The following is a 24,447-nucleotide window of genomic DNA, read 5'->3' as shown; positions in this document are numbered from 1 at the left end:
AGATCCGGGTAGCTGGCCTACGGCTGCCCCGATCTTAACTGACACGAGAATACGCATAGCCTATGAAGCCAATTTTTAGCCGTGGCCCGTCGCTACAGATTCGCCTTATTCTGGCGGTTTTGGTGGCGCTTGGCGTGATAATCGCCGACAGCCGCCTGGGTACGTTCAGCCAAATTCGAACGTACATGGATACAGCCGTCAGCCCTTTCTACTTTGTCTCTAATGGTCCCCGGGAACTGCTGGATAGCGTTTCGCAAACGCTGGCCACCCGCGATCAGCTCGAACTGGAAAATCGCGCGCTGCGTCAGGAGTTGCTGCTCAAGAACAGCGACTTACTGATGCTGGGTCAGTACAAACAGGAGAACGCGCGTCTGCGCGAGCTGCTGGGCTCCCCGCTGCGCCAGGACGAGCAAAAAATGGTGACCCAGGTCATCTCAACGGTTAACGACCCCTATAGCGATCAGGTGGTTATCGATAAAGGCAGCGTTAACGGCGTCTACGAAGGCCAGCCGGTTATCAGTGATAAAGGCGTTGTGGGTCAGGTGGTCGCGGTCGCGAAGCTGACCAGCCGCGTGCTGCTGATTTGCGATGCCACGCATGCGTTACCGATTCAGGTACTGCGTAACGATATTCGCGTCATTGCCGCAGGCAACGGTTGTACTGACGATTTACAGCTGGAACATCTGCCGGCCAATACCGATATTCGCGTCGGCGACGTGCTGGTCACTTCGGGTCTCGGCGGCCGCTTCCCTGAAGGGTATCCGGTCGGGGTGGTTTCGTCCGTTAAGCTGGATACGCAGCGTGCGTATACGGTGATTCAGGCGCGTCCGACTGCCGGTCTGCAGCGCTTGCGTTATCTGCTGCTGCTGTGGGGAGCCGATCGCAACGGCGCGAATCCGATGACGCCGGAAGAGGTTCATCGCGTAGCGAATGAACGCCTGATGCAGATGATGCCGCAGGTTCTGCCTGCGCCGGATGCGATGGGGCCGCAGATGCCCGCGCCGGCAACCGGTATGCCACAGCAGCCTCTGCCAGCAGGAGGGCAATAGTGGCAAGTTACCGTAGCCAGGGACGCTGGGTTATCTGGCTCTCGTTTCTTATCGCACTATTGCTGCAGATTATGCCCTGGCCGGCGGACATTAGCGTCTACCGGCCAAACTGGGTATTGCTTATCCTGTTGTACTGGATCCTCGCGCTACCCCACCGGGTTAACGTTGGCACAGGCTTTGTGATGGGCGCGATCCTCGATCTCATCAGCGGGTCGACGCTTGGCGTTCGCGCACTATCATTAAGTATTGTGGCTTATCTGGTTGCGCTGAAGTATCAACTGTTCCGCAACCTGGCGCTTTGGCAACAGGCGCTGGTGGTGGTCATGTTATCCCTCTCCGTGGATATCATTGTTTTCTGGGCAGAGTTTTTAGTGATCAACGTCTCTTTCCGTCCGGAAGTGTTCTGGAGTAGTGTAGTAAACGGTGTGCTCTGGCCATGGATTTTCCTGCTGATGCGTAAAGTGCGCCAGCAGTTTGCGGTGCAATAAGGTTGATATGACGACTCTGTATCTTGCTTCAGGTTCTCCGCGTCGGCAGGAACTGCTGACACAGCTTGGCCTCGCTTTTGAGCGCGTGGTTCCCGGTATTGAGGAACAGCGCCGCCCGCAGGAGAGCGCCCAGCAGTATGTGGTCCGGCTGGCGCGCGAAAAGGCCCAGGCTGGCGTCGCGCTGGCACCGCGCGATCTCCCGGTTTTAGGCGCGGATACCATTGTCATCCTTAACGGTGAAGTGCTGGAAAAACCGCGCGATGGCGGGCACGCCGCCGAGATGCTACGCATGCTTTCCGGAAAGACTCATCAGGTGATGACCGCCGTGGCGCTGGCTGATAAGCGGCAGACGCTGGATTGCCTGGTGGTCACGGAGGTCACTTTCCGCGTGCTCTCAGGGCAGGATATCGCCGATTATGTCGCCAGCGGCGAACCTTTAGATAAAGCAGGTGCATACGGTATTCAGGGGTTGGGTGGCTGTTTCGTCAGGAAGATAAATGGCAGCTATCACGCCGTCGTTGGCTTACCGCTGGTGGAAACGTATGAGTTGCTAAGTAACTTTAACTCACTGCGTGAAGAAAAGGGATAAAGATGACTGCTGAATTATTAGTTAACGTAACGCCATCAGAAACGCGCGTCGCTTATATTGATGGCGGTATACTTCAGGAAATTCATATTGAGCGTGAAGCGCGACGCGGAATAGTAGGCAATATCTACAAGGGTCGTGTCAGTCGGGTGCTGCCGGGAATGCAGGCGGCTTTTGTAGATATTGGCCTGGATAAGGCCGCGTTTCTGCACGCTTCCGATATTATGCCGCACACCGAGTGCGTGGCGGGCGAAGAGCAAAAACAGTTCGCCGTCCGCGATATCTCCGAGCTGGTGCGCCAGGGGCAGGATTTAATGGTGCAGGTGGTGAAAGATCCCCTCGGCACCAAAGGCGCCCGCCTGACCACCGATATCACCATTCCCTCTCGCTATCTGGTCTTTATGCCCGGCGCTTCGCACGTCGGCGTCTCTCAGCGTATTGAAAGCGAAGCGGAACGTGAACGCCTGAAAAAAGTGGTCTCTGAATACTGTGACGAGCAGGGCGGATTCATTATCCGTACCGCGGCGGAAGGCGTTCATGAGCAGGAGATGGCAGCAGATGCCGCCTATCTCAAGCGCGTCTGGACAAAAGTGATGGAACGCAAAAAGCGCCAGCAGACCCGATATCAAATGTACGGCGAACTGGCGCTGGCGCAGCGCGTGCTGCGTGATTTCGCCGATGCGCATCTTGACCGGATTCGCGTTGACTCTCGTCTGACTTACGAATCGCTGCTGGAGTTTACCGCCGAATATATTCCGGAGATGACCAGCAAGCTGGAGCACTACAGCGGCCGTCAGCCGATTTTCGATCTCTTTGACGTGGAAAATGAAATCCAGCGCGCTCTGGAACGCAAAGTTGAGCTGAAATCAGGTGGTTATCTGATCATTGACCAAACGGAAGCGATGACCACCGTTGATATCAACACCGGGGCATTCGTCGGTCACCGTAATCTTGACGATACTATCTTTAATACCAATATTGAGGCGACCCAGGCGATTGCCCGCCAGCTGCGGCTGCGCAATCTCGGTGGGATTATCATCATCGATTTCATTGATATGAATAATGAAGATCACCGCCGTCGGGTGCTGCACTCTCTTGAGCAGGCGCTGAGCAAAGACCGGGTTAAAACCAGCATCAACGGCTTCTCCCAGCTTGGGCTTGTAGAGATGACCCGCAAGCGTACTCGCGAAAGCGTGGAGCATGTGCTGTGTAATGAGTGCCCTACCTGCCACGGTCGCGGTACGGTGAAAACGGTGGAAACGGTGTGCTATGAAATCATGCGCGAAATCGTGCGCGTGCATCATGCCTACGATTCCGACCGGTTCCTGGTCTATGCTTCTCCTGCGGTAGCGGAAACGCTGAAAGGGGAAGAGTCGCACGCGCTGGCAGAAGTCGAGATCTTTGTCGGTAAGCAGGTCAAAGTGCAAATTGAACCGCTCTATAATCAAGAGCAGTTTGATGTAGTAATGATGTAATCATCCGTTTTGCTTGCTGATGTCGGGATAAACAGGCGGGCAAAAGGATGACGCGTAACAGGCTGACAAGGAGAGATGCGTGAGGCGACTGCCCGGGATATTACTGCTCACCGTGGCAACATTGATTGTTGTCGTCGCACTGCTGGTGAGCGGTCTGCGTCTCGTTCTGCCGCAGTTAAACAGCTGGCGTCCGCAGGTGCTGGAAAAAGTCTCCGCGATGGCCGGCGTACCGGTCGATGCTTCAAATATTGTCGCCAGCTGGCAGACTTTTGGCCCGACGCTTGATGTCCGCGATGTTAAGGCCGGCCTGAATGATGGCGGCGAGCTTTCCGCTAAACGCGTCACCCTGGCGCTCGACGTCTGGCAAAGCCTGCTTCATATGCGCTGGCAGTTTCGCGATCTGACCTTCTGGCAGCTGCAGGTTCATACCAATACCCCCATTCAAACGAATAATAGCGGTGAAGGGCTGAAAACCGACCGTATCAGCGATCTTTTCCTCCGCCAGTTCGATCACTTTATTCTTCGCGATAGCCATCTGAGCTTTCTGACCATCTCCGGCCAGCGTGCGGAGCTCACCATTCCGCAGCTTACCTGGCTGAACGGTAAAAATCGCCATCGCGCGGAGGGGCAGCTTAGCCTCAGCAGCCTGACCGGCCAGCACGGCGTGATGCAGGTGCGAATGGACCTGCGCGATGAAGACGGCCTGCTCAATAAGGGGCGCGTCTGGCTTCAGGCGGATGATATCGACGTTAAGCCGTGGCTTGGGCGCTGGATGCAGGACAACATCGCCCTGCAGAGCGCGCGGTTTAGCCTGGAAGGCTGGATGACTATCGACAAAGGCGATGTCGCCAGCGGCGATGTATGGCTTAAAAAAGGCGGCGCCAGCTGGCAGGGCGATAAAGAGAAGCACCATCTGTCGGTTGATAATCTGACGGCGCACATCTATCGCGATAATCAAAGCTGGGGCTTTCACATCCCTGATACGCGCATCTCGATGGATGACAAACCCTGGCCGCGCGGCGCGCTGTCGATGGCGTGGATCCCGGCTCAGGATGTGGGCGGAAAAAATGGTCAACGCAGCGATGAGCTGCGCATTCGCGCCAGCAACCTTAACCTTAGCGGTCTGACCGGGCTGCAGCCGATGGCGGATAAACTGGCTCCGTCGCTGGGCGAAATCTGGCGTACGACGCAGCCGGACGGCAAAATCAATCTTCTGGCGCTGGATATTCCGCTGCAAATGGCGGAAAAAACGCGCTTCCGGGCGGACTGGAGCGACATGTCCTGGAAGCAGTGGAAGCTGCTGCCAGGGGCTGAGCATTTCTCCGGCAACATTGCCGGGAGCGTAGAAAACGGTACTCTGCATGCCAGCATGACGCAGGCGAAAATGCCCTATGAAACGGTCTTTCGTGCGCCGCTGGAGATCGCTAAAGGCGATGCGACCCTCAGTTGGGTGAAGAATGACAAGGGTTTTATGCTCGATGGTCGCGATATTGACGTACAGGCTACCGGCGTTCGCGCTCGCGGTGGGTTCCGCTATCTGCAGCCGCAGGGTGACGAACCCTGGCTCGGTATTCTGGCCGGTATCAGTACCAACGATGGCGGACAGGCCTGGCGCTACTTCCCGGAAAATCTGATGGGCAAAGCGCTGGTGGATTACCTCAGCGGAGCCATTAAAGGCGGTCAGGCCACCGATGCTACGCTGGCTTATGGCGGTAACCCGCATCTTTTCCCGTACAAGCATAATGAGGGGCAATTCCAGGTCACGGTGCCGCTCAAGAACGCCACCTTTGCCTTTCAGCCTGACTGGCCCGCGCTTACCGGGCTTAATATCGACCTTAACTTTATCAATGATGGGCTATGGATGAAGGCCGATAAGGCGATGCTCGGCAACGTGACCGCCAGCAATCTCGATGCGGTGATTCCCGACTATTCGCGAGAAAAGCTGCTGATTGATGCCGACGTTAACGGCCCGGGTAAAGAGGTTGGCCCTTATTTTAACGAGACGCCGCTGAAAGAGACGCTGGGCGCGGCGCTGGATGAGCTCCAGCTGGACGGTAATGTTAGCGCTCGCTTACATCTTGATATCCCCCTGGATGGCGAGATGACCACCGCTAAAGGTGATGTCCGGTTGAACAATAACAGCTTGTTTATCAAGCCTATCGATACCACATTGCAGAACCTGAGCGGTAAATTCAGCTTTGTAAACGGCGACCTGAAAAGCGAACCGATGAGCGCGAGCTGGTTTAATCAGCCGCTGAATCTTGATTTCTCGACCACCGAAGGCGCGAAAGCATTTCTCGTGAACGTCGGGATGAACGCCAACTGGCAGCCTGCGCGTACCGGTTTATTGCCGAAATCCCTGGACGGCACCCTGAGCGGCAGCGTGCCCTGGGACGGAAAAGTCGCGATTGAGCTTCCGTATCGCGGTAGCGCGGCCTATAAGGTTGACCTCAACGCTGACCTGAAGAGTGTAAGTAGTCACTTACCTGCACCGTTAGATAAGCAGGCCGGGGAGCCGTTGCCGGTAAAAATTAAGGTCGATGGCGGCTTAAGCAGTTTTAATCTGGCCGGCTCCATGGGGGCGAAGAACCATATTAATAGCCGCTGGCTGCTGGGTCATAAGCTGACCCTGGACCGCGCTATTTTAACCACGGACAGTAAAGCCGTTTCTCCGCTTCCCGAGCAGCCAGGCGTGGAGCTGAATATGCCGCCGATGGATGGCGCGCAGTGGCTGGCGCTGTTCCAGGGCGGAGCGGCGAATGACGTCAGCAGTAATCTCGTCTTCCCGGAGCAGGTCACGCTGCGAACGCCAGCGTTAACGATGGCGGGGCAGAGCTGGAATAACGTTAGCCTTGTCTCCCGGCCCGATGCCGGGGGAACGAAGATCGAAGCCCAGGGGCGTGAAGTCAACGCAACCCTGACGATGCGGAAGAACGCCCCGTGGCTGGCGGCCATTCGCTATCTCTACTACAACCCAACGGCGGCGAAAAGCCGCGGTACAGAAAAAAGCAGCGCCCCGCTGGCCGATACCAACATTGATTTCCACGGCTGGCCGGACCTTCAGCTTCGCTGCGCCGAGTGCTGGCTGTGGGGGCAAAAATATGGCCGTATCGAAGGGGATTTTGATATTCGCGGCGATACCCTGACGCTGGCGAACGGACTGGTCGATACCGGTTTTGGCCGTCTGACGACCGATGGCGTATGGGTGAGCGCGCCGGCGGGCGTACGAACCTCTTTGAAAGGTAAGCTGCACGGCAATAAAACCGACGATTTCGTGAACTTCTTCGGCGTCTCCACGCCGGTAAAAGGTTCGTCGTTTGATATTGATTATGACCTGCACTGGCGTGCGCCGCCGTGGCAGCCCGACGTTGCCTCGCTTAACGGGATCCTCAAAAGCCGTCTTGGAAAAGGCGAATTTACCGACCTCAGCACCGGTCATGCCGGCCAGCTTCTGCGTTTGTTGAGCGTTGACGCGCTGCTGCGCAAGCTGCGCTTCGACTTTAGCGATACGTTCAGCGAAGGGTTCTACTTTGATTCCATTCGCAGTACGGCGTGGATTAAAGACGGCGTTCTGCATACCGACGATACGCTGGTCGATGGTCTGGAAGCGGATATCGCCATGAAGGGGTCGGTGGATCTCGTGCGTCGTCAGCTGGATATGCAGGCCGTGGTCGCGCCGGAGATTTCTGCGACCGTGGGCGTCGCCGCGGCCTTTGCCGTTAACCCGATTATCGGCGCCGCGGTCTTTGCTGCCAGTAAGGTACTGGGGCCGCTGTGGAACAAGGTCTCTATTTTGCGCTATCGCATCACCGGTCCTATCGATCAGCCGCAAATTAACGAAGTGCTGCGCCAGGCGCGGAGCGACAAAAAGCAATGATTTGACGATTGTGCGTAATTACCGCACTCTCAATAGATAGCCTTTTTTATTTCCGCCCCTGAGGCGGCAACAAACGAGTAGCAAAACGATGAGTCTGAACCTGGTAAGTGAACAATTACTGTCGGCAAACGGCCTGAATCATCAGGATCTGTTTACCATTCTTGGCCAGCTGGCCGAGCGCCGTCTGGATTACGGCGATCTCTATTTTCAGTCGAGCTATCACGAGTCCTGGGTTCTTGAAGACAGCATCATTAAAGATGGTTCGTACAATATCGACCAGGGCGTTGGCGTCCGCGCGGTGAGCGGGGAAAAAACCGGCTTTGCCTATGCTGACCAGATTAGTCGACTGGCGCTGGAACAGAGCGCACAGGCGGCCCGCACCATTGTACGCGACCATGGGGATGGTAAAGTGCATACCCTTGGTGGGGTGGAACATCGTTCCCTCTATACCAGCATCGATCCGCTGCAAAGTATGAGCCGGGAAGAGAAGCTGGATATTCTGCGCCGGGTAGATAAAACCGCCCGCGCGGCCGATAAGCGGGTGCAGGAAGTTTCCGCCAGCCTGACCGGCGTCTACGAGTTAATTCTTGTCGCCGCCACCGACGGCACGCTGGCGGCGGACGTTCGCCCGCTGGTTCGCCTTTCCGTCAGCGTGCTGGTGGAAGAGGATGGCAAACGCGAGCGCGGCGCCAGCGGCGGCGGCGGCCGCTTTGGCTACGACTATTTCCTGGACTCGCAGGATGGCGACGTTCGCGCGGATGTTTGGGCGAGAGAAGCCGTGCGTATGGCGCTGGTCAACCTGACCGCCGTCGCGGCGCCTGCCGGGATGCTGCCGGTTGTGCTGGGCGCGGGCTGGCCTGGCGTCCTGCTGCATGAAGCCGTCGGTCACGGCCTGGAAGGTGACTTTAACCGTCGCGGGACGTCGGTATTCAGCGGCCATATGGGCGAACTGGTGGCCTCTGAGCTGTGCACCGTAGTGGATGATGGCACCATTGCTCACCGTCGCGGCTCCCTTGCCATTGATGATGAAGGCACGCCGGGCCAGTATAACGTTTTGATCGAAAACGGCATTCTCAAAGGCTATATGCAGGACAAGCTCAACGCCAGGCTGATGGGCGTGGCGCCAACCGGTAACGGTCGTCGCGAATCCTACGCGCACCTGCCTATGCCGCGTATGACCAACACCTACATGCTGGCGGGGAAATCTACGCCGCAGGAGATTATCGAATCGGTCGATTACGGCATCTACGCGCCGAACTTCGGCGGCGGTCAGGTGGATATCACCTCCGGGAAATTTGTCTTCTCCACGTCTGAAGCCTACCTGATTGAAAAAGGTAAAGTGACCAAAGCGGTGAAGGGCGCGACGCTTATCGGTTCAGGTATCGAAGCGATGCAGCAGATTTCGATGGTGGGGAACGATCTGAAGCTGGACAGCGGCGTCGGCGTTTGCGGCAAAGAGGGCCAGAGCGTACCGGTTGGCGTCGGTCAGCCAACGCTCAAAGTGGATAAACTCACCGTCGGCGGTACCGCCTGATACTTCTCAAGGCGCTTTCGCCCGCGGCGAAAGCGCAAATCACCTCCGCGGAGTCGCGATGAAAGCCGCGCGTCAGCAGCAGATAGTCGAACTACTCAACCAGCATCACACCTTAACCACCGAAGCGTTGTCCCATCTGCTGCAGGTCAGTATCGAGACCATTCGTCGCGATTTGAGCGAGCTGCAGAAGCAGGGGCGTCTTCAGCGTAGCCACGGGCAGGCGCGCGTTCTCCAGCGTAACAATCACAACGGCGAGAAGCCTTTTCATAGCCGCGTGAAAAGCCATTATGCCCATAAATCTGATATCGCGCGTACGGCGCTGGCGTGGATTGATGAAGGGATGACGATCGCCCTGGATGCCAGCTCAACCTGCTGGTTTCTGGCGCGTCAGCTACCGAATATGACCCTGACGGTGTTTACCAATAGCCATCCGGTCTGCGTAGAGCTGGGCCGCCGTGAGCGGATCCAGCTGATCAGCGCCGGGGGGCAGCTCCTGCGTCAGTATGGTTATTACGTTAATCCGGCGCTGTTCTCTCAGGTCAAATCGCTGGAGATCGATCTGTTTATTTTTTCCTGCGAGGGGATCGATAACGATGGCGTACTCTGGGATTCCAGCGCCAATAATGCCGCCTACAAATCGCTGCTTCTGAAACGGGCGGCACAGTCGCTATTATTAATCGACAAAAGCAAATTTGATCGTTCCGGCGAGGTGCGTATCGGCAATCTCCGCGACGTAACGCAGATTATTTCCGATGCTGGGCCCGATAATCTGTTCTTACCCTCTGTGGCGGGCTCGGGCCGCTAGCGGGCAATCCCCCGGCCGTGCATCCCCTGGTAAATCTTCGCCACCCCGACGAAATACTCAGTCAGGTAATTAATGCATACCTGTACCTTCAGCGGCAGCTTATCTTTCTCGGTATACAGCGCGTATACCGGTCGCGGATCGGACTGGTAGCTCGGCAGCAGGATCTCCAGTTCGCCGCGGTTGATCTCTTCGATCGCCCACATCAGCGGAACGTAAGCCACGCCGACGCCTGCCGTCAGCCAGCGCACCAGCGTCATCGGATCGTTGGTGACGAATCTGCCCTGAGGGATCAGCTTGGTTGAAATCCCTTCCGGAGCGATGATTTCAAATTCGTTATCCGGCCGGACGCTGTATTCCAGCCACGAGTGGCTGGCGAGATCCGCCGGTTTTTCCGGACATCCGGCGTGCTGAAGGTAGCTTTTTGCCGCGCAGAGCACCATCGGCATGGAGCCCAGGCGGCGGGAAAAGAGGCTGGAATCCTGCAGCGCTCCCACGCGAATAACCACATCCAGGCCGTCCGCAATCAGGTCCGGCGCGGGAATGCCTGTGACCAGATTGATTGAGAGGCCCGGGTGCTCTTTGAGCATATCGGCGGTTATGCGAGCCAGGACATTCTGTGCCATAGTTGAAGAACAGCCGATGCGCAGCGTACCGATGGGCGTATTGTTAAACGCGTACAGCTGCTCATGGACATCCTGGACTTCGAACAGCATTCGCCGACAGCCTTGATAATATATTTTTCCCGCTTCTGTTAAGCCAAGGCTGCGCGTACTGCGGTTGAGTAGCTTAACCTGCAGTTCATCTTCCAGTTTGGCTACCGTCTGGCTGATGGAAGAAACGCTCATCTGGAGCTGGCGGGCCGCGGCGGTGAATGAACCTAATTCGACCACTCTGGCAAAAACGGACATGCGTTTTAATCGTTCCATTATTCACTCTGGCTTAAAAGTGATTTAGATCACACATTATAGATAAGACCGCAATTGTTACGTTACTATATAGTTAGCTTAATAATAAACGCATCGCGCATATCACCTGTACGCTTCTTATCAAGGTCATCATGAGTCTGTTTCCTGTCATTGTGATTTTCGGCTTGTCGTTTCCGCCGATCTTCTTTGAATTGCTATTGTCGCTAGCCATCTTCTGGCTGGTGCACCGCCTGCTGGTTCCAACGGGCATCTATGATTTTGTCTGGCACCCGGCACTGTTTAATACCGCGCTATATTGCTGCCTGTTTTATCTGATATCACGTTTGTTCGTTTGAGGTTGATGTGAAAACACTAACAAGAAATATCCTCCGTACCGCAATCACTGTGATACTGGTTATCCTTGCATTTATGGCGATTTTTCGCGCATGGGTGTATTACACCGCCTCGCCCTGGACGCGCGATGCGCGTTTTAGTGCGGATATTGTGGCCATCGCTCCCGATGTCTCCGGCCTGATTTCGCAGGTGAATATCAAGGATAACCAACTGGTTAAGAAAGACCAGGTTTTGTTCGTCATTGACCAGCCGCGTTACCAGAAGGCGTTAGCCGAGGCTGAAGCCGATGTCTCCTACTATCAGACTCTGGCGCAGGAGAAACGCGTCGAAGCCGGCCGTCGTAACCGCCTTGGCGTCCAGGCCATGTCCCGGGAAGAGATAGACCAGGCGAATAACGTTCTGCAAACCGTTGAGCATCAATTAGCCAAAGCGACGGCAAGTCGCGACCTGGCGAAGCTTGACCTTGAACGTACGGTGATTCGCGCCCCGGCCGACGGCTGGGTGACCAACCTGAACGTTTACCGCGGCGAGTTTATCACCCGAGGCTCCACCGCGGTTGCGCTGGTGAAGCAGAATACCTTCTACGTTATGGCCTATCTTGAAGAGACCAAGCTTGAGGGCGTGCGCCCCGGTTTTCGTGCTGAAATTACCCCGCTGGGAAGCGTACACACCCTCAGGGGCACCGTCGACAGCATTGCCGCTGGCGTCACTAATACCAGCAGCAGCAGCGATTCAAAAGGGCTAGCCTCTATTGATTCTAACCTTGAATGGGTACGTCTGGCGCAGCGGGTGCCGGTACGTATTCATCTCGATCAACAGCAGGGCAATCTCTGGCCTGCGGGGACCACCGCGACGGTGGTGATTACAGGTAAAGAGGATCGCGATACCCGGCAGGCAAACTTCTTCCAGAAACTGGCGATGCGCCTGCGTGAGTTCGGTTAATCGCCATGGGGATCTTCACCATCGAACTCCGGCATCTCCGCTTCGCCGTTAAGTTAGCCTGCGCAGTGGTGCTGGCGTTATTCGTCGGTTTTCATTTTCAGCTGGAAACGCCGCGCTGGGCGGTGCTGACCGCCGCCATCGTTGCTGCCGGCCCGGCGTTTGCCGCAGGCGGGGAGCCTTACTCCGGGGCGATCCGCTATCGCGGGATGCTGCGTATCGCCGGCACCTTTATCGGCTGTATCGCCGCGCTGGCGATCATCATCCTGATGATCCGCGCCCCGCTGCTGATGGTGCTGGTATGCTGCCTGTGGGCCGGATTCTGCACCTGGATCTCCTCGCTGGTGCGGGTTGAGAACTCCTATGCCTGGGGCCTGGCGGGCTATACCGCGCTTATCATTATTATCACTATTCATGAAGAGCCGATGCTGGCGCCGCAGTTCGCCGTTGAGCGATGCAGTGAGATTGTCATCGGTATCGTCAGCGCCATTGTGGCCGACCTGCTGTTTTCTCCGCGTTCGATTAAAAAAGAGATCGACCTTGAACTGGATAATCTGCTGATCGATCACTATCGCCTGATGCAGCTTTGCGTGGCGCATGGTGATAAAGATGACGTCGATAAGGCCTGGAGCGCGCTGGTGCGTCGTACCAACGGGCTGGAAGGGATGCGCGGCAACTTGATCATGGAGTCCTCGCGCTGGGCAAAAGTGAATCAGCGGCTGAAGGCGATCAATACCCTCTCTCTGACCTTAATTACTCAGGCCTGTGAAACCTATTTGATTCAGAATACACGCCCTGAGATGGTGACGGATGATTACCGCGAGCTGTTTGCTGAACCGGTCGAGACCGTGCAGGACGTGCACCGCCAGCTAAAGCGGATGCGCCGCTTCTTGACCTGGAAGGGAGAGCACAATACGCCGGTAACAATCTACAGCTGGGTAGGCGCTGCGACGCGCTATCTGCTTTTGAAGCGGGGCGTGGTCGGCAATACCAAAATCAGCCGTATTGAAGAAGAAGTGCTGCAAGGCGAAGTGGTGGTGAAGGCGGAATCCGCCGAGCGGCACCATGCGATGGTCAACTTTTGGCGTACGTCTATCTCCTGTATCCTCGGTACGCTGTTCTGGCTGTGGACCGGCTGGACTTCAGGAAGCGGGGCGATGGTCATGATTGCGGTTGTCACGGCCTTAGCGATGCGTTTACCTAATCCGCGGATGGTAGCTATCGATTTCCTCTACGGCACGCTGGCGGCGTTACCGCTGGGGGCGCTGTTTTTCCTCGTGATTATGCCCGCGACGCAGCAAAGTATGCTGCTGCTGTGTATCAGCCTGGCGGTGATGGCCTTTTTTATCGGCATCGAGGTACAAAAGCGGCGGCTCGGTTCGCTGGGGGCGCTGGCCAGCACCATTAATATTCTGGTGCTCGACAATCCGATGAAGTTTGAATTCAACCAGTTTCTTGATAGTGCCCTGGGTCAGATTGTCGGATGCTTCCTTGCGCTGATGGTGATCCTGCTGGTGCGTGATAATTCGCAGGCCCGCACCGGCCGCGTGCTGCTCAACCAGTTTGTCTCGGCGGCGGTATCATCGCTGACCACCAATATGGCGCGACGTAAAGAGAACCACTTGCCGGCCCTGTATCGTCAGCTCTTTTTGTTGCTGAATAAATTCCCTGGCGATATCGCCCGCTTTCGTCTGGCGCTGACCCTGATTATCGCGCATCAGCGTCTGCGCGATGCGCCGGTACCGATAAATGACGATCTGTCGGCCTTTCACCGGCAGCTGCGACGTACCGCGGATCGCGTCATTTCAGCCAGTAGTGATGATAAGCGCCGCTACTATTTTGCCCGCTTGCTTGATGAACTGGATATCTACCAGCAAAAATTAGAGCGCTGGGAAGCCTCTCCGCAGGTGACCGAGCCGGTACGAAGGCTGGTGGAGATGCTGCATAAGTACCAGCATGTGTTAACCAACAGCTAACCGCCAGAACCGACGCCGAAGCGTCGGTTTTTTTATCGCTATACTTAACGCTCAGAGTATGAATTCCGCCGTCAGAGTGGAACTACACGCCGGGATGACCGGGCTATGAAAAGTTGCAGGTGTGGACGGGATGCGGGCAATGACTACCTATACCTTTGATTTTGATGAAATAGCTGAGCAGCAGGATTTTTATCGTGAGTTTTCTCGTACCTTTGCTTTAGCGCGTGAGAAAGTGAATAACCTGGATTCTCTGTGGGAAGCCGTGACCGCCGGGCTGTTACCCTTACCGCTGGAGATTGAGTTTATTCATTTAAGCGATAATCAGCGGCGGCGTTTCGGCGCGTTAATTCTGCTCTTTGATGAGGCGGAAGAGGAGCTGGAAGGGGAGCTGCGTTTTAATGTGCGGCAGTCATAAAAAAGCCCCCGACGGAGCGGGGGCAAGTCGTCGGATAAGACGACGAGGGTTTATTTGTACAGCTCAGCCGTAGCGTGCCAGTTATCGCCGGTACGGGCCTCAATAATACGGTAGCTGCTGGCGCCTTCTTTCTCAGCTTTAGCCGCCAGTTCCTGACGCATATCCATCGGCGCGCTGCCTACCTGAGAAACGGAAACGGTGCCCATGGACTGCAGATTTTGCGCCTGTTCGGCGTTCACTTGATTAACGGCGGCGTTTGCGCCGAAAGAGAGAACGGAAGCCAGACCCAGGGATGCGATGATAATTGCGCTTTTCATAATTTTTTCTCCAACCTTAATATTTGCAGCGGCGGGAGGCTTAATGAACCTGGGGCCGCTGGAGAGATTCTGTTTCAGTTAATGACCGACAATCGTTAAATCTTATTTATAAAGTTCAGCCGTTGCGTGCCAGTGGTCACCGGTACGTGCTTCAATAATGCGGTATGAAGAAGCACCTTCTTCTTGTGCTTTTTTGTTCAGCATTTCGTGCATATCCATCGGGGAAGAACTTACCGCGCCGACGGAAACGGTGCCGATTGCCTGACGGCCTTGAGCCTGTTCGCTGTTGATAGAGTCAGCGGCGAAGGCGCCGAAAGACAGAACGGAAAGGATGCTTAATGCTGCTACAGTGGTTTTGATTTTCATGATGTTCACCTCGTCGAATCTTTTTGTTGGGGGTCTTTGTTTCGTGACCCTCATCACAAAATCAAGTATACACTAATCACTGAAAATATTAATACCTTGCTAATTGTTTTTCATGTAAATAATTACAAAGAAATGTCTTTTTTATAACGTATAAGAATTAGAAATGTCTTTTCTTCGCCACGTGTGGTCATTATGGCTAATAAAATCATAAGGATAGGTGAATTTGATCTTTTGTGCGCTTAAGCCGGTTTCATCACGTAAATGAATGTATAGAAGCGGAAAAACACACAAAATGTTAAAGAAATGATAATTTTTTGAAGGGATACCCTCTGGCGCTAACCAGAGGGAAGGGCATCAGAGTTCCTGCTCAAACAGGACGAGAATGGCGTCATGCAGCTCTTTAACGGTAAAACCTCTGGCCGGGGTGGTAAAGATAGTGTCATCACCCGCAATGCTGCCGAGAATCCCTTCGGCTTTGCCAAGGGAGTCCAGAAGCCGGGCGATCAGCTGCGCTGCGCCTGGGCTGGTATGAATAACCACGACCGAATCGTTATAATCGATATCCAGCACCAGGTTTTTTAGCGGGCTGGAGGTCGTCGGGACGCCAAGCTCGGCGGGCAGGCAGTAAACCATTTCCATTTTGGCGTTACGCGTGCGTACGGCGCCAAACTTGGTGAGCATACGTGAGACTTTCGATTGATTGATATTATCGAAGCCTTCCTCTTGCAGGGCCTGAACGATTTCACCTTGAGAGCTGAATTTCTCTTCTTTAAGCAGCGCTTTAAACGCTTTAACCAGTTCTTCTTGTTTTGCCGAACTACGCATAAGTCACCCAATTATGGTGGTAAAAACAACATCATTATGCATAAACATGCATTTTTATGCAAATAATCCGCAGGGGAGAAGCGTAAATAATGTTATGAAGGGCGCATATTTTAGCAAAAAACCCTAATAAGGAACATGCTTTCGTCACGGCGCGCAAATTGCCACAAAAGTAAATGAAATGTTATTAAATGATGTTGTTCTGCTCAATGTGCTGGGTGTATTGTAACCAACAGTCGATCCGGTACTACGCTTTGCTGGATGGTCAGTCTCAGGGAGGAAAATGCGAAGCTGCTGCATCGCTGCGCACGACCACGCATTCTTCAGCCATAATTATTGTAATTGTTCATCTTGTGAATTAAGGTCCAGGCGACGGAGTAACGAAAGACTATTTTAACCATAATAAGGAGTTTAGGATGAAAGTTGCAGTCCTCGGCGCCGCTGGTGGAATTGGCCAGGCGCTTGCCCTACTACTTAAGACCCAACTGCCTTCAGGTTCAGAACTCTCGTTGTACGACATTGCTCCGGTAACCCCGGGCGTGGCGGTTGATCTAAGCCATATCCCTACCGATGTAAAAATCAAAGGTTTTTCCGGCGAAGACGCCACCCCTGCGCTGGAAGGCGCTGATGTGGTGCTGATATCCGCGGGCGTAGCGCGTAAGCCCGGCATGGATCGCTCCGATTTATTCAATGTTAATGCCGGTATTGTGAAAAATCTGGTACAGCAAATCGCCAAAACCTGTCCGCAGGCCTGCGTCGGGGTGATTACCAACCCGGTGAACACCACCGTGGCGATTGCCGCAGAAGTGCTGAAAAAAGCCGGTGTTTACGATAAGAACAAGCTCTTTGGCGTCACAACGCTGGATATTATCCGCTCGAATACCTTTGTTGCCGAACTGAAAGGCAAATCTTCATCAGATGTTGAGGTTCCGGTGATTGGCGGCCACTCAGGCGTGACTATCCTTCCTTTATTGTCACAAATTCCGGGCGTCAGCTTCAGCGAGCAGGAAGTGGCCGATTTGACTAAGCGCATTCAAAACGCCGGTACTGAAGTTGTGGAAGCAAAAGCCGGTGGCGGCTCAGCAACGCTCTCGATGGGACAGGCCGCCGCGCGATTCGGTCTCTCCTTGGTTCGTGCCATGCAGGGAGAGAAAGGGATAGTGGAATGCGCCTACGTTGAAGGTGATGGTCAATATGCCCGTTTCTTCTCACAGCCGCTGCTGTTAGGCAAAAATGGCGTAGAGCAGCGTCAGTCTATCGGCACGCTGAGCGCGTTTGAGCAGCAGGCGCTGGAGGGGATGCTGGATACGCTGAAGAAAGATATCGCCCTTGGCGAAGACTTTGTGAATAAATAACGTTTCATGAAAAGAAAAGCCGGAGCCTGGGTTCCGGCTTTTTTATGGCTTTCTCCCACCCCTGAATGACTCAACCTGCTGGTAAATCTGCTAAACTTCCCGCGTCTTGAGCGGTAATAAACGAGGACGTTGTGAAAAAAATCGAAAGAAAGCAGACCAGGGACCACATTACGCAAATGCTCCGTTACGAGATCCTTTCCGGTAGCATGAAACCGGGGGATGAACTCGCGCAGGAGAGTATTGCGGAACAGCTGGGGCTTTCTCGTATGCCGGTTCGGGAAGCGCTACAGGCCCTTGAGCAGGAAGGGTTTCTGGTGCGTTTGCCAAACCGCCATATGCAGGTCGCCAGGCTGGCGCCTGACCACGTCAGCCATATTTTCCGGACCATTGCGGTGATGGCAACGGAGCTTTTTTCATTGGTACCCGCAGCGGCGGGCGAATCGCTGGCGGCCAGCGCACGCGCGCTGGGGCATCCCGGTGAGCGAGCGCGAGAGCTGGCGTTCCACGAGACGCTCATTTCTTATATTGATAATCGCTATCTGGAAAAGATTTATCAGCAGTTTTTGGATGGTTATATCGGTTATGTCATTCTGTATCTGAAAGAGGATAATCAGGAGTCGGCGCAAATACTCAGCTCTCTGATGGAGGCTATTCGTCAGGGCGATCGCGCCGAGATCGCGCAGGAAACGCAGCGTTATTTCCTCTCTCTGGCAGAAATAATGCGTCAACACATGAAGGATTGGGAAAGTGCAGAAGCCTCGATTAGGGAAAATTAAGCTTCTTTCAGCGAAAGAGCAGGTCGCGGCAGTATTACGTAAAGCTATACTGTCGCGAGATTTAGTTGAAGGGCAAGAAATTACCCTTGAAGGGATCGCCACCATGGTCGGCGTGTCCAGTATGCCCGTGCGTGAAGCGTTTCAGATACTGGCTGCGGATGGGCTGATTAAAGTCCGGCCCAATAAAGGGGCGGTCGTGCTGGGAATTAACGAACAAACGATCCGCGAGCATTATGAGATTCGCGCGCTGCTGGAGAGTGAAGCAGTCGCTAAAGCGTGTCGTCCCGGGACGGACATTTCGCGCATTGCCGAAGTGCATTACTCTGCGGAAAAAGCACTGGCGGAAAATAACTCAGCTGAATATTCAGACCTGAACCAGGCGTTTCATATGGAGATATGGAACGCGGCGGGAAATGGCAAAATGAAGCTGCTGCTCAGCAATATGTGGAACGGGCTTTCGATGGGACATAAGGTCACTGAGGAAGAGTACGCGATCATTTCCATCCGCGAGCACAAGGGGATTTTACAGGCCCTGGAGCAGCATAATGAAGCGCTGGCGCGCCAGCGAATGCGCGAGCATATTATCCGTTCGATGGAGAACATGCTAACGCGCTACGTCGAAGAACCCTCCGCTTGATCGCATCGCCTGTAGGACCGCTGCAGGCGCCTTACTTATTCATTTCATAAATAAGTTTCGATAAGTGACTGCTTTCGCAAGATTTTGATAAAGATCTCAATCCTGAAGCTTTCGAAAAAAACGCGTTGACTTACTCTTTGTATGGGAATAATTTCCCTCCCGTCAATATTGGATACAATATCATATATCATTGATGGGATAACTATAAATATGGAACCGATTACCATTACCCTATGTTTGCTGGTGTTTGCTATCGCCATGTTCGTGTGGGAAAAAATCCCCCTCGCGGTCACATCTATGGTGGTTTGCGTCGCGCTGGTGCTTACCGGCGTGCTCAATCTCAAGCAGGCTTTCGCCGGCTTTATCGACACCAACGTTATTCTCTTCGTCGCCATGTTTATCGTCGGCGGGGCGCTATTTGAAACCGGGATGGCGAATAAGGTGGGGGGCGTGATTACGCGCTTCGCGAAAACGGAAAAACAGCTGATTTTTACCATTATGGTCGTGGTTGGCGTGATGTCCGGTTTTCTTTCCAATACCGGTACCGCAGCCGTACTGATCCCGGTCGTTATCGGCGTGGCGGCGAAATCAGGCTTTGCCCGTTCCCGGTTACTGATGCCGCTGGTTTTTGCCGCCGCGCTCGGCGGTAACCTGTCGTTGATTGGCGCGCCGGGCAACCTGATTGCGCAGTCAGCTTTGCAGAATATTGGCAGCGGTTTTGGCTTTTTTGAATATGCCAAAGTCGGTTTACCGATGCTGATTTGCGGCGTTATTTACTTCCTGACCATCGGCTATAAATTCCTGCCCAATCACCCGAACAGCGGTGCAGTTGGCAGCATCGGTGAACAGCGCGATTACAGCCACGTTCCGCGCTGGAAGCAGATCCTCTCTTTGGTTGTTCTGATCGCCACGATCCTCGGCATGATTTTCGAAAAGCAGACCGGTGTGAGTCTGGCGGTAGCAGGCTGTATCGGCGCGCTGGTGCTGGTGGTTACCGGCGTACTTACAGAAAAGCAGGCCTATAAAGCCATTGATTCTCAGACCATTTTTATCTTCGGCGGCACGCTGGCGCTGGCGAAAGCGCTGGAAATGACCGGGGCGGGAAAACTGGTGGCGGATCACGTGATTGGCATGCTGGGACAAAACTCTTCGCCGTTTATGCTGCTGGTGGTGGTCTTTGCGCTGTCCATCATTATGACTAACTTCATGTCCAACACCGCGACCGTCGCGCTGTTAGTACCGGTGAGCCTGTCGATTGCCGCGGGCATGAGCGCCGATCCTCGTGCGGTGCTAATGGCGACGGTTATCGGCAGTTCTTGCGCCTACGCTACGCCAATCGGTATGCCTGCCAACATGATGGTGCTGTCGGCAGGTGGCTATAAGTTTGTCGACTACGCCAAATCCGGCATCCCTCTGATTATCGTTTCCACCATTGTCAGCCTGATTCTGCTGCCAATCCTTTTCCCTTTTCATCCGTAATGAACGGAAGCTGTCCTGACTAAGGAGCCTGTATGAGCAAAAGTGAACAGATATCCCATATGACCAATGTGATGGCCAAATTTGTGGGGTATACCGGCAAAGTCTTACCTGATGACGTCACTGCAAAACTGGAAGATTTGCATAAAAAAGAGACCAGTAAACTGGCTGACGTCATCTTTACGACCATGATTGAGAACCAGCGTCTGGCAAAGGAGCTGGATCGCCCTTCCTGCCAGGATACCGGCGTGATTCAGTTTCTGGTGGAGTGCGGGGCGAACTTCCCGCTGATCGGCGAGCTGGAAGCGCTGCTGCGTGAAGCGGTGATTAAAGCGACCGTGGATTCCCCGCTGCGCCACAACAGCGTTGAGACTTTTGATGAATACAATACCGGCAAAAACGTGGGTAAAGGCACGCCGACGGTGTTCTGGGAGATTGTCCCCAATTCTGACCAGTGCAGCATTTATACCTATATGGCTGGCGGCGGCTGTTCCCTGCCGGGGAAAGCGATGGTGCTGATGCCGGGCGCGGGTTATGAAGGCGTTACCCGCTTTGTTCTCGACGTGATGACCAGCTACGGTTTGAACGCGTGTCCGCCGCTGCTGGTCGGCGTGGGCGTGGCGACCTCCGTTGAAACGGCGGCGCTGCTGTCGAAAAAAGCGCTGATGCGTCCGATCGGTTCGCATAATGAAAATGAACGTGCGGCCTCGCTGGAAAAAATGCTGGAAGACGGTATTAACAAAATTGGCCTTGGGCCGCAGGGGATGTCCGGTAATACCTCCGTTATGGGCGTGAATATTGAAAACACCGCGCGTCATCCTTCTACCATTGGGGTGGCGGTGAACGTGGGCTGCTGGTCACACCGGAAAGGGCATATCGTTTTTGATAAAGACTTGAACTACACCATTATGTCTCACAGCGGAGTGAATTTCTGATGACGAAAAAAATCCTTACTACGCCAATTAAAGATGAAGATTTAGCCGATATTAAGGCTGGCGATATTATTTATCTCAATGGCCATATTGTTACCTGTCGTGATGTGGCGCACCGTCGCTTAATTGAAGGTGGCCGTGAATTACCCGTTGATGTTAGCGGCGGCGCTATTTTACACGCCGGGCCTATTGTCCGTCCGATTAAAGGCGAAGACGATAAGTTTGAAATGGTCTCCGTCGGACCAACGACCAGCATGCGCATGGAAAAATTCGAAAAAGAATTTATTGCAAAGACCGGCGTGAAATTAATTGTTGGTAAAGGCGGTATGGGCAAGGGCACTGAAGAGGGCTGCGCGGAGCATAAAGCGCTGCACTGCGTATTCCCGGCCGGCTGCGCGGTAGTGGCCGCGGTGTGCGTGGAAGAAATTGAAGATGCGCAGTGGCGCGATCTCGGTATGCCGGAAACGCTGTGGGTATGTCGGGTGAAAGAGTTTGGCCCGTTAATTGTTTCTATTGATACTCATGGTAATAACCTGTTTGAACAGAACAAAGTTATTTTCAATCAGCGTAAAGAGATAGTCGCTGATGAAATATGCCAGAACGTAAGCTTTATCAAATAATCTGGATGATATCATTCGCACGATAATGATGGCGTGATGTTTATGACGATAATAAACAGGGGCTCTGACCGGGCGGTCCAGGGAAATCCACCCTTATTATTTTCGTTATATACCCAAAAGATTTCGAGTTGCTTTGAGGCGGCAAGGGAGAGACAAATTCGTCTGGAACGAATTTGAACAGCCAAAGGCTGCCTCTGGTGAGGGACATGGATGTCCCTCATTACATCCCCGGGAGCTTACGCAAGTAAGTGACTGGGGGGAACGAAGCTGGCCAACAAAGAAGCAATTTGAAAGATGACGGGGATAAATAACATCATTATCGTGCCTCCTGCCCGAAGGCTATTTTATGACTGATGCAGCACTGCTATTAGGTGAAGGCTTCACCCTGATGTTTCTCGGCATGGGGTTCGTGCTGGCGTTTCTGTTTCTGCTGATTTTCGCCATCCGCGGCATGTCCGCCGCCGTCAACCGCTTCTTCCCCGAACCGGCTCCCGCGCCGAAGGCCGCACCCGCCGCCGTAGCGCCCGCCGACGACTTCGCCCGCCTGGCGCCGGTGATTGCCGCCGCTATTCACCACCATCGCCGACTTAACCCTTAATTCACGGAGGAATCCATGACCGTTGCCATTACCGATGTCGTCCTGCGCGACGCCCACCAGTCCCTTTTCGCCACCCGCCTGCGCCTCGACGATATGCTCCCCGTTGCGGCCGCCCTCGATGACGCGGGCTACTGGTCCCTTGAATGCTGGGGCGGCGCCACCTTTGACGCCTGCATCCGCTTCCTCGGCGAGGACCCCTGGGTCCGCCTGCGCGAGCTCAAAAAGGCCATGCCGAAGACCCCGCTGCAGATGCTGCTCCGCGGCCAGAACCTGCTCGGCTACCGCCACTACGCCGATGACGTGGTGCAGCGCTTCGTCGAGCGCGCCGTCAAAAACGGCATGGACGTGTTCCGCGTCTTCGACGCCATGAACGACCCGCGCAATATGCAGGCCGCCCTGCAGGCGGTGCGCAGCCACGGCGCCCACGCCCAGGGCACGCTCTCCTACACCACCAGTCCGGCCCATACCCTGCAGACCTGGCTCGACCTGACCGAACAGCTGCTGGAGACCGGCGTCGATTCCATCGCGATTAAGGACATGTCCGGCATTCTCACCCCGATGGCGGCCTTCGAGCTGGTGAGCGAAATCAAAAAACGCTATGACGTCAGGCTGCACCTGCATGCTCATGCCACCACCGGGATGGCGGAGATGGCCCTGCTGAAGGCCATCGAGGCCGGCGTTGACGGCGTCGATACCGCCATCTCTTCCATGAGCGCCACCTACGGCCACCCGGCCACCGAGGCGCTGGTGGCGACGCTGGCAGGCACAAAACATGACACCGGCCTGGATATCCTGAAGCTTGAGAGCATCGCGGCGTACTTCCGCGAGGTGCGCAGGAAATACCACGCCTTCGAAGGCCAGCTGAAGGGCACCGACAGCCGTATCCTCGTGGCCCAGGTGCCGGGCGGGATGCTCACCAACCTTGAGGGCCAGCTGAAGCAGCAGAACGCCGCCCACCGTCTGGATGAGGTGCTGGCGGAAATCCCCCGCGTGCGCGAAGACCTCGGCTTTATCCCGCTGGTCACTCCGACTTCGCAGATTGTCGGCACCCAGGCGGTGCTTAACGTGCTGACCGGCGAACGCTACAGAACCATCGCGAAGGAGACCGCCGGGATACTGAAGGGCGAGTACGGCCACACCCCGGTGCCGGTGAACGCGGCCCTGCAGGCCAGGGTGCTGGACGGAGCAGAAGCCATCACCTGCCGTCCGGCGGACCTGCTGAAGCCGGAGCTGGCGCAGCTGGAAGCCGACGTGAAGCGCCAGGCGCAGGAGAAGAATATTCAGCTTGCCGACAACGCCATCGACGACGTGCTCACCGTGGCCCTGTTCCCGCAGGTCGGCCTGAAGTTCCTTGAGAACCGCCACAACCCGGCGGCGTTCGAGCCGCTGCCGCAGGCTGAAGAGGTCAAACCTGCTGTGAAAGCAGAGAAACCGGCCGCCTCCGGCGTCTACACCGTGGAAGTGGAAGGCAGGGCCTTTGTGGTGAAGGTCAGCGACGGCGGCGATATCAGCCCGCTGACGGCAGCGGCCCCCGTTCAGGCCACGGCCCCCGCAGCCGCCCCGGCAGGTGCCGGCACCCCGGTGACCGCGCCGCTGGCGGGCACTATCTGGAAGGTCATTGCCACGGAAGGCCAGACGGTGGCCGAGGGCGACGTGCTGCTGATTCTGGAAGCCATGAAGATGGAAACCGAAATCCGCGCCGCGCAGGCCGGGACCGTGCGCGGTATCGCGGTGAAATCCGGGGACGCGGTGGCGGTGGGCGACACCCTGCTGAGCCTGGCGTAAGGAAGAGGACGCGAAATGGAAAGTCTGAACGCCCTGATTCAGGGCATGGGGCTGATGCACCTCGGCGCCGGCCAGGCCGTCATGCTGCTGGTGAGCCTGCTGCTGCTGTGGCTGGCCATCGCGAGGAAGTTCGAGCCGCTGCTGCTGCTGCCGATTGGCTTCGGCGGCCTGCTGTCGAATATCCCGGAGGCCGGGCTGGCGCTGACCGCCCTGGAGAGCCTGCTGGCGCACCACGACGCCGGGCAGCTGGCGGTGATTGCCGCGAAGCTCCACTGTACGCCGGATGTCCACGCCATCAGGGAGGTGCTGGCCCTGGCCCTGCCGTCGGTGCAGGGGCAGATGGAGGACCTCGCCGTGGAT

Annotated in this window: 24 protein-coding genes; 20 read left to right on the top strand and 4 right to left on the bottom strand. The window is 55.3% G+C overall.

The genetic code is table 11. The features are described from left to right. Positions 1 to 62 precede the first annotated feature (62 nt). The 7 genes from mreC (at position 63) to fucR (ending at position 9,814) form a co-directional block, all read left to right on the top strand. Positions 63 to 1,049: a rod shape-determining protein MreC gene (gene mreC, locus SIK97_RS29395; RefSeq protein ID WP_004106252.1), complete on the top strand. Its 987-nt coding sequence runs from the start codon at positions 63 to 65 to the stop codon at positions 1,047 to 1,049. After that, positions 1,049 to 1,537 (top strand): rod shape-determining protein MreD, encoded by a 489-nt coding sequence (gene mreD, locus SIK97_RS29390; protein ID WP_004125830.1) that lies wholly within the window; start codon positions 1,049 to 1,051, stop codon positions 1,535 to 1,537. Before mreC ends, mreD begins: the two co-directional genes overlap by 1 nt. A gap of 7 nt (positions 1,538 to 1,544) precedes the next feature. Beyond that, on the top strand, positions 1,545 to 2,126 hold the full coding sequence (locus tag SIK97_RS29385; RefSeq protein WP_014839653.1) for a Maf family protein: 582 nt from the start codon (positions 1,545 to 1,547) through the stop codon (positions 2,124 to 2,126). A 2-nt stretch (positions 2,127 to 2,128) separates the two neighbouring features. After that, a complete protein-coding gene (gene rng, locus SIK97_RS29380; protein ID WP_004125826.1) occupies positions 2,129 to 3,598 on the top strand; it encodes a ribonuclease G in 1,470 nt (489 codons plus the stop codon). A 79-nt stretch (positions 3,599 to 3,677) separates the two neighbouring features. Then, positions 3,678 to 7,475, top strand: coding sequence for an AsmA2 domain-containing protein YhdP (yhdP, locus tag SIK97_RS29375; protein ID WP_057173582.1), 3,798 nt, complete (start codon positions 3,678 to 3,680; stop codon positions 7,473 to 7,475). An 88-nt stretch (positions 7,476 to 7,563) separates the two neighbouring features. Then, positions 7,564 to 9,009, top strand: coding sequence for a metalloprotease TldD (gene tldD, locus SIK97_RS29370; RefSeq protein ID WP_004854666.1), 1,446 nt, complete (start codon positions 7,564 to 7,566; stop codon positions 9,007 to 9,009). 58 nt (positions 9,010 to 9,067) lie between these two features. Then, complete coding sequence (gene fucR, locus SIK97_RS29365; protein ID WP_025108485.1) at positions 9,068 to 9,814, top strand: L-fucose operon activator; 747 nt, start codon at positions 9,068 to 9,070, stop codon at positions 9,812 to 9,814. On the opposite strand, the gene aaeR is transcribed toward fucR, so the two are convergent. Then, positions 9,811 to 10,740: an HTH-type transcriptional activator AaeR gene (gene aaeR, locus SIK97_RS29360; RefSeq protein ID WP_004854659.1), complete on the bottom strand. Its 930-nt coding sequence runs from the start codon at positions 10,738 to 10,740 to the stop codon at positions 9,811 to 9,813. The two genes, fucR and aaeR, sit on opposite strands and share 4 nt — an antisense overlap. A gap of 131 nt (positions 10,741 to 10,871) precedes the next feature. Between aaeR and aaeX the strand changes: the two genes are divergently transcribed. The 4 genes from aaeX (at position 10,872) to SIK97_RS29340 (ending at position 14,403) form a co-directional block, all read left to right on the top strand. Then, on the top strand, positions 10,872 to 11,075 hold the full coding sequence (gene aaeX / locus SIK97_RS29355; protein WP_002918640.1) for a p-hydroxybenzoic acid efflux pump operon protein AaeX: 204 nt from the start codon (positions 10,872 to 10,874) through the stop codon (positions 11,073 to 11,075). A gap of 7 nt (positions 11,076 to 11,082) precedes the next feature. After that, complete coding sequence (gene aaeA / locus SIK97_RS29350) at positions 11,083 to 12,015, top strand: p-hydroxybenzoic acid efflux pump subunit AaeA (RefSeq protein WP_032751502.1); 933 nt, start codon at positions 11,083 to 11,085, stop codon at positions 12,013 to 12,015. Positions 12,016 to 12,020: 5 nt separating this feature from the next. Beyond that, positions 12,021 to 13,988 carry a p-hydroxybenzoic acid efflux pump subunit AaeB gene (gene aaeB, locus SIK97_RS29345; RefSeq protein WP_057173584.1) on the top strand — a complete coding sequence of 656 codons (1,968 nt, stop codon included), beginning with the start codon at positions 12,021 to 12,023 and terminating at the stop codon, positions 13,986 to 13,988. Positions 13,989 to 14,127: 139 nt separating this feature from the next. Further along, positions 14,128 to 14,403 carry a barstar family protein gene (locus tag SIK97_RS29340; protein ID WP_004854654.1) on the top strand — a complete coding sequence of 92 codons (276 nt, stop codon included), beginning with the start codon at positions 14,128 to 14,130 and terminating at the stop codon, positions 14,401 to 14,403. A gap of 50 nt (positions 14,404 to 14,453) precedes the next feature. On the opposite strand, the gene yhcN-B is transcribed toward SIK97_RS29340, so the two are convergent. From yhcN-B to argR, 3 genes are all read right to left on the bottom strand, one after another. After that, on the bottom strand, positions 14,454 to 14,720 hold the full coding sequence (gene yhcN-B, locus SIK97_RS29335; RefSeq protein ID WP_004106229.1) for a DUF1471 family stress response protein YhcN-B: 267 nt from the start codon (positions 14,718 to 14,720) through the stop codon (positions 14,454 to 14,456). A 102-nt stretch (positions 14,721 to 14,822) separates the two neighbouring features. Further along, positions 14,823 to 15,086, bottom strand: a complete 264-nt coding sequence (gene yhcN / locus SIK97_RS29330; protein WP_004106226.1) for a peroxide/acid stress response protein YhcN — start codon at positions 15,084 to 15,086, stop codon at positions 14,823 to 14,825. A 354-nt stretch (positions 15,087 to 15,440) separates the two neighbouring features. Next, a complete protein-coding gene (gene argR / locus SIK97_RS29325; protein ID WP_004106225.1) occupies positions 15,441 to 15,911 on the bottom strand; it encodes a transcriptional regulator ArgR in 471 nt (156 codons plus the stop codon). A 413-nt stretch (positions 15,912 to 16,324) separates the two neighbouring features. Here argR and mdh point away from each other — a divergent pair, with 413 nt between their 5' ends. The 9 genes from mdh to SIK97_RS29280 all read left to right on the top strand — a co-directional run. After that, complete coding sequence (gene mdh, locus SIK97_RS29320) at positions 16,325 to 17,263, top strand: malate dehydrogenase (RefSeq protein ID WP_057173588.1); 939 nt, start codon at positions 16,325 to 16,327, stop codon at positions 17,261 to 17,263. A 131-nt stretch (positions 17,264 to 17,394) separates the two neighbouring features. After that, the gene (locus SIK97_RS29315) at positions 17,395 to 18,039 is read left to right on the top strand and encodes a GntR family transcriptional regulator (protein ID WP_057173591.1); all 645 of its coding nucleotides are present in this window, start codon (positions 17,395 to 17,397) and stop codon (positions 18,037 to 18,039) included. Beyond that, a complete protein-coding gene (locus SIK97_RS29310; RefSeq protein WP_014227009.1) occupies positions 18,011 to 18,676 on the top strand; it encodes a GntR family transcriptional regulator in 666 nt (221 codons plus the stop codon). The genes SIK97_RS29315 and SIK97_RS29310 overlap by 29 nt, the downstream gene beginning before the upstream one ends. A gap of 210 nt (positions 18,677 to 18,886) precedes the next feature. Beyond that, positions 18,887 to 20,155, top strand: a complete 1,269-nt coding sequence (locus tag SIK97_RS29305; RefSeq protein ID WP_049103528.1) for an SLC13 family permease — start codon at positions 18,887 to 18,889, stop codon at positions 20,153 to 20,155. A gap of 32 nt (positions 20,156 to 20,187) precedes the next feature. Further along, positions 20,188 to 21,087 carry a L(+)-tartrate dehydratase subunit alpha gene (gene ttdA / locus SIK97_RS29300; RefSeq protein WP_014227007.1) on the top strand — a complete coding sequence of 300 codons (900 nt, stop codon included), beginning with the start codon at positions 20,188 to 20,190 and terminating at the stop codon, positions 21,085 to 21,087. After that, entirely contained in the window at positions 21,087 to 21,704 is a 618-nt protein-coding gene (gene ttdB / locus SIK97_RS29295; RefSeq protein WP_014227006.1) for a L(+)-tartrate dehydratase subunit beta, read from the top strand. Before ttdA ends, ttdB begins: the two co-directional genes overlap by 1 nt. A gap of 346 nt (positions 21,705 to 22,050) precedes the next feature. Next, the gene (locus SIK97_RS29290) at positions 22,051 to 22,302 is read left to right on the top strand and encodes an oxaloacetate decarboxylase subunit gamma (protein WP_071889546.1); all 252 of its coding nucleotides are present in this window, start codon (positions 22,051 to 22,053) and stop codon (positions 22,300 to 22,302) included. A 15-nt stretch (positions 22,303 to 22,317) separates the two neighbouring features. Further along, positions 22,318 to 24,087, top strand: coding sequence for a sodium-extruding oxaloacetate decarboxylase subunit alpha (gene oadA / locus SIK97_RS29285; protein ID WP_319610999.1), 1,770 nt, complete (start codon positions 22,318 to 22,320; stop codon positions 24,085 to 24,087). Positions 24,088 to 24,102: 15 nt separating this feature from the next. Continuing rightward, on the top strand, positions 24,103 to 24,447 hold a 345-nt coding region (locus SIK97_RS29280; RefSeq protein WP_319610998.1), incomplete at its 3' end, for a sodium ion-translocating decarboxylase subunit beta.

It is taken from the genome of Klebsiella sp. JN_Kp126, from assembly GCF_033843325.1.
GTDB lineage: Bacteria > Pseudomonadota > Gammaproteobacteria > Enterobacterales > Enterobacteriaceae > Klebsiella > Klebsiella michiganensis.
This window is presented reverse-complemented; position numbering and strand designations above follow the sequence as displayed.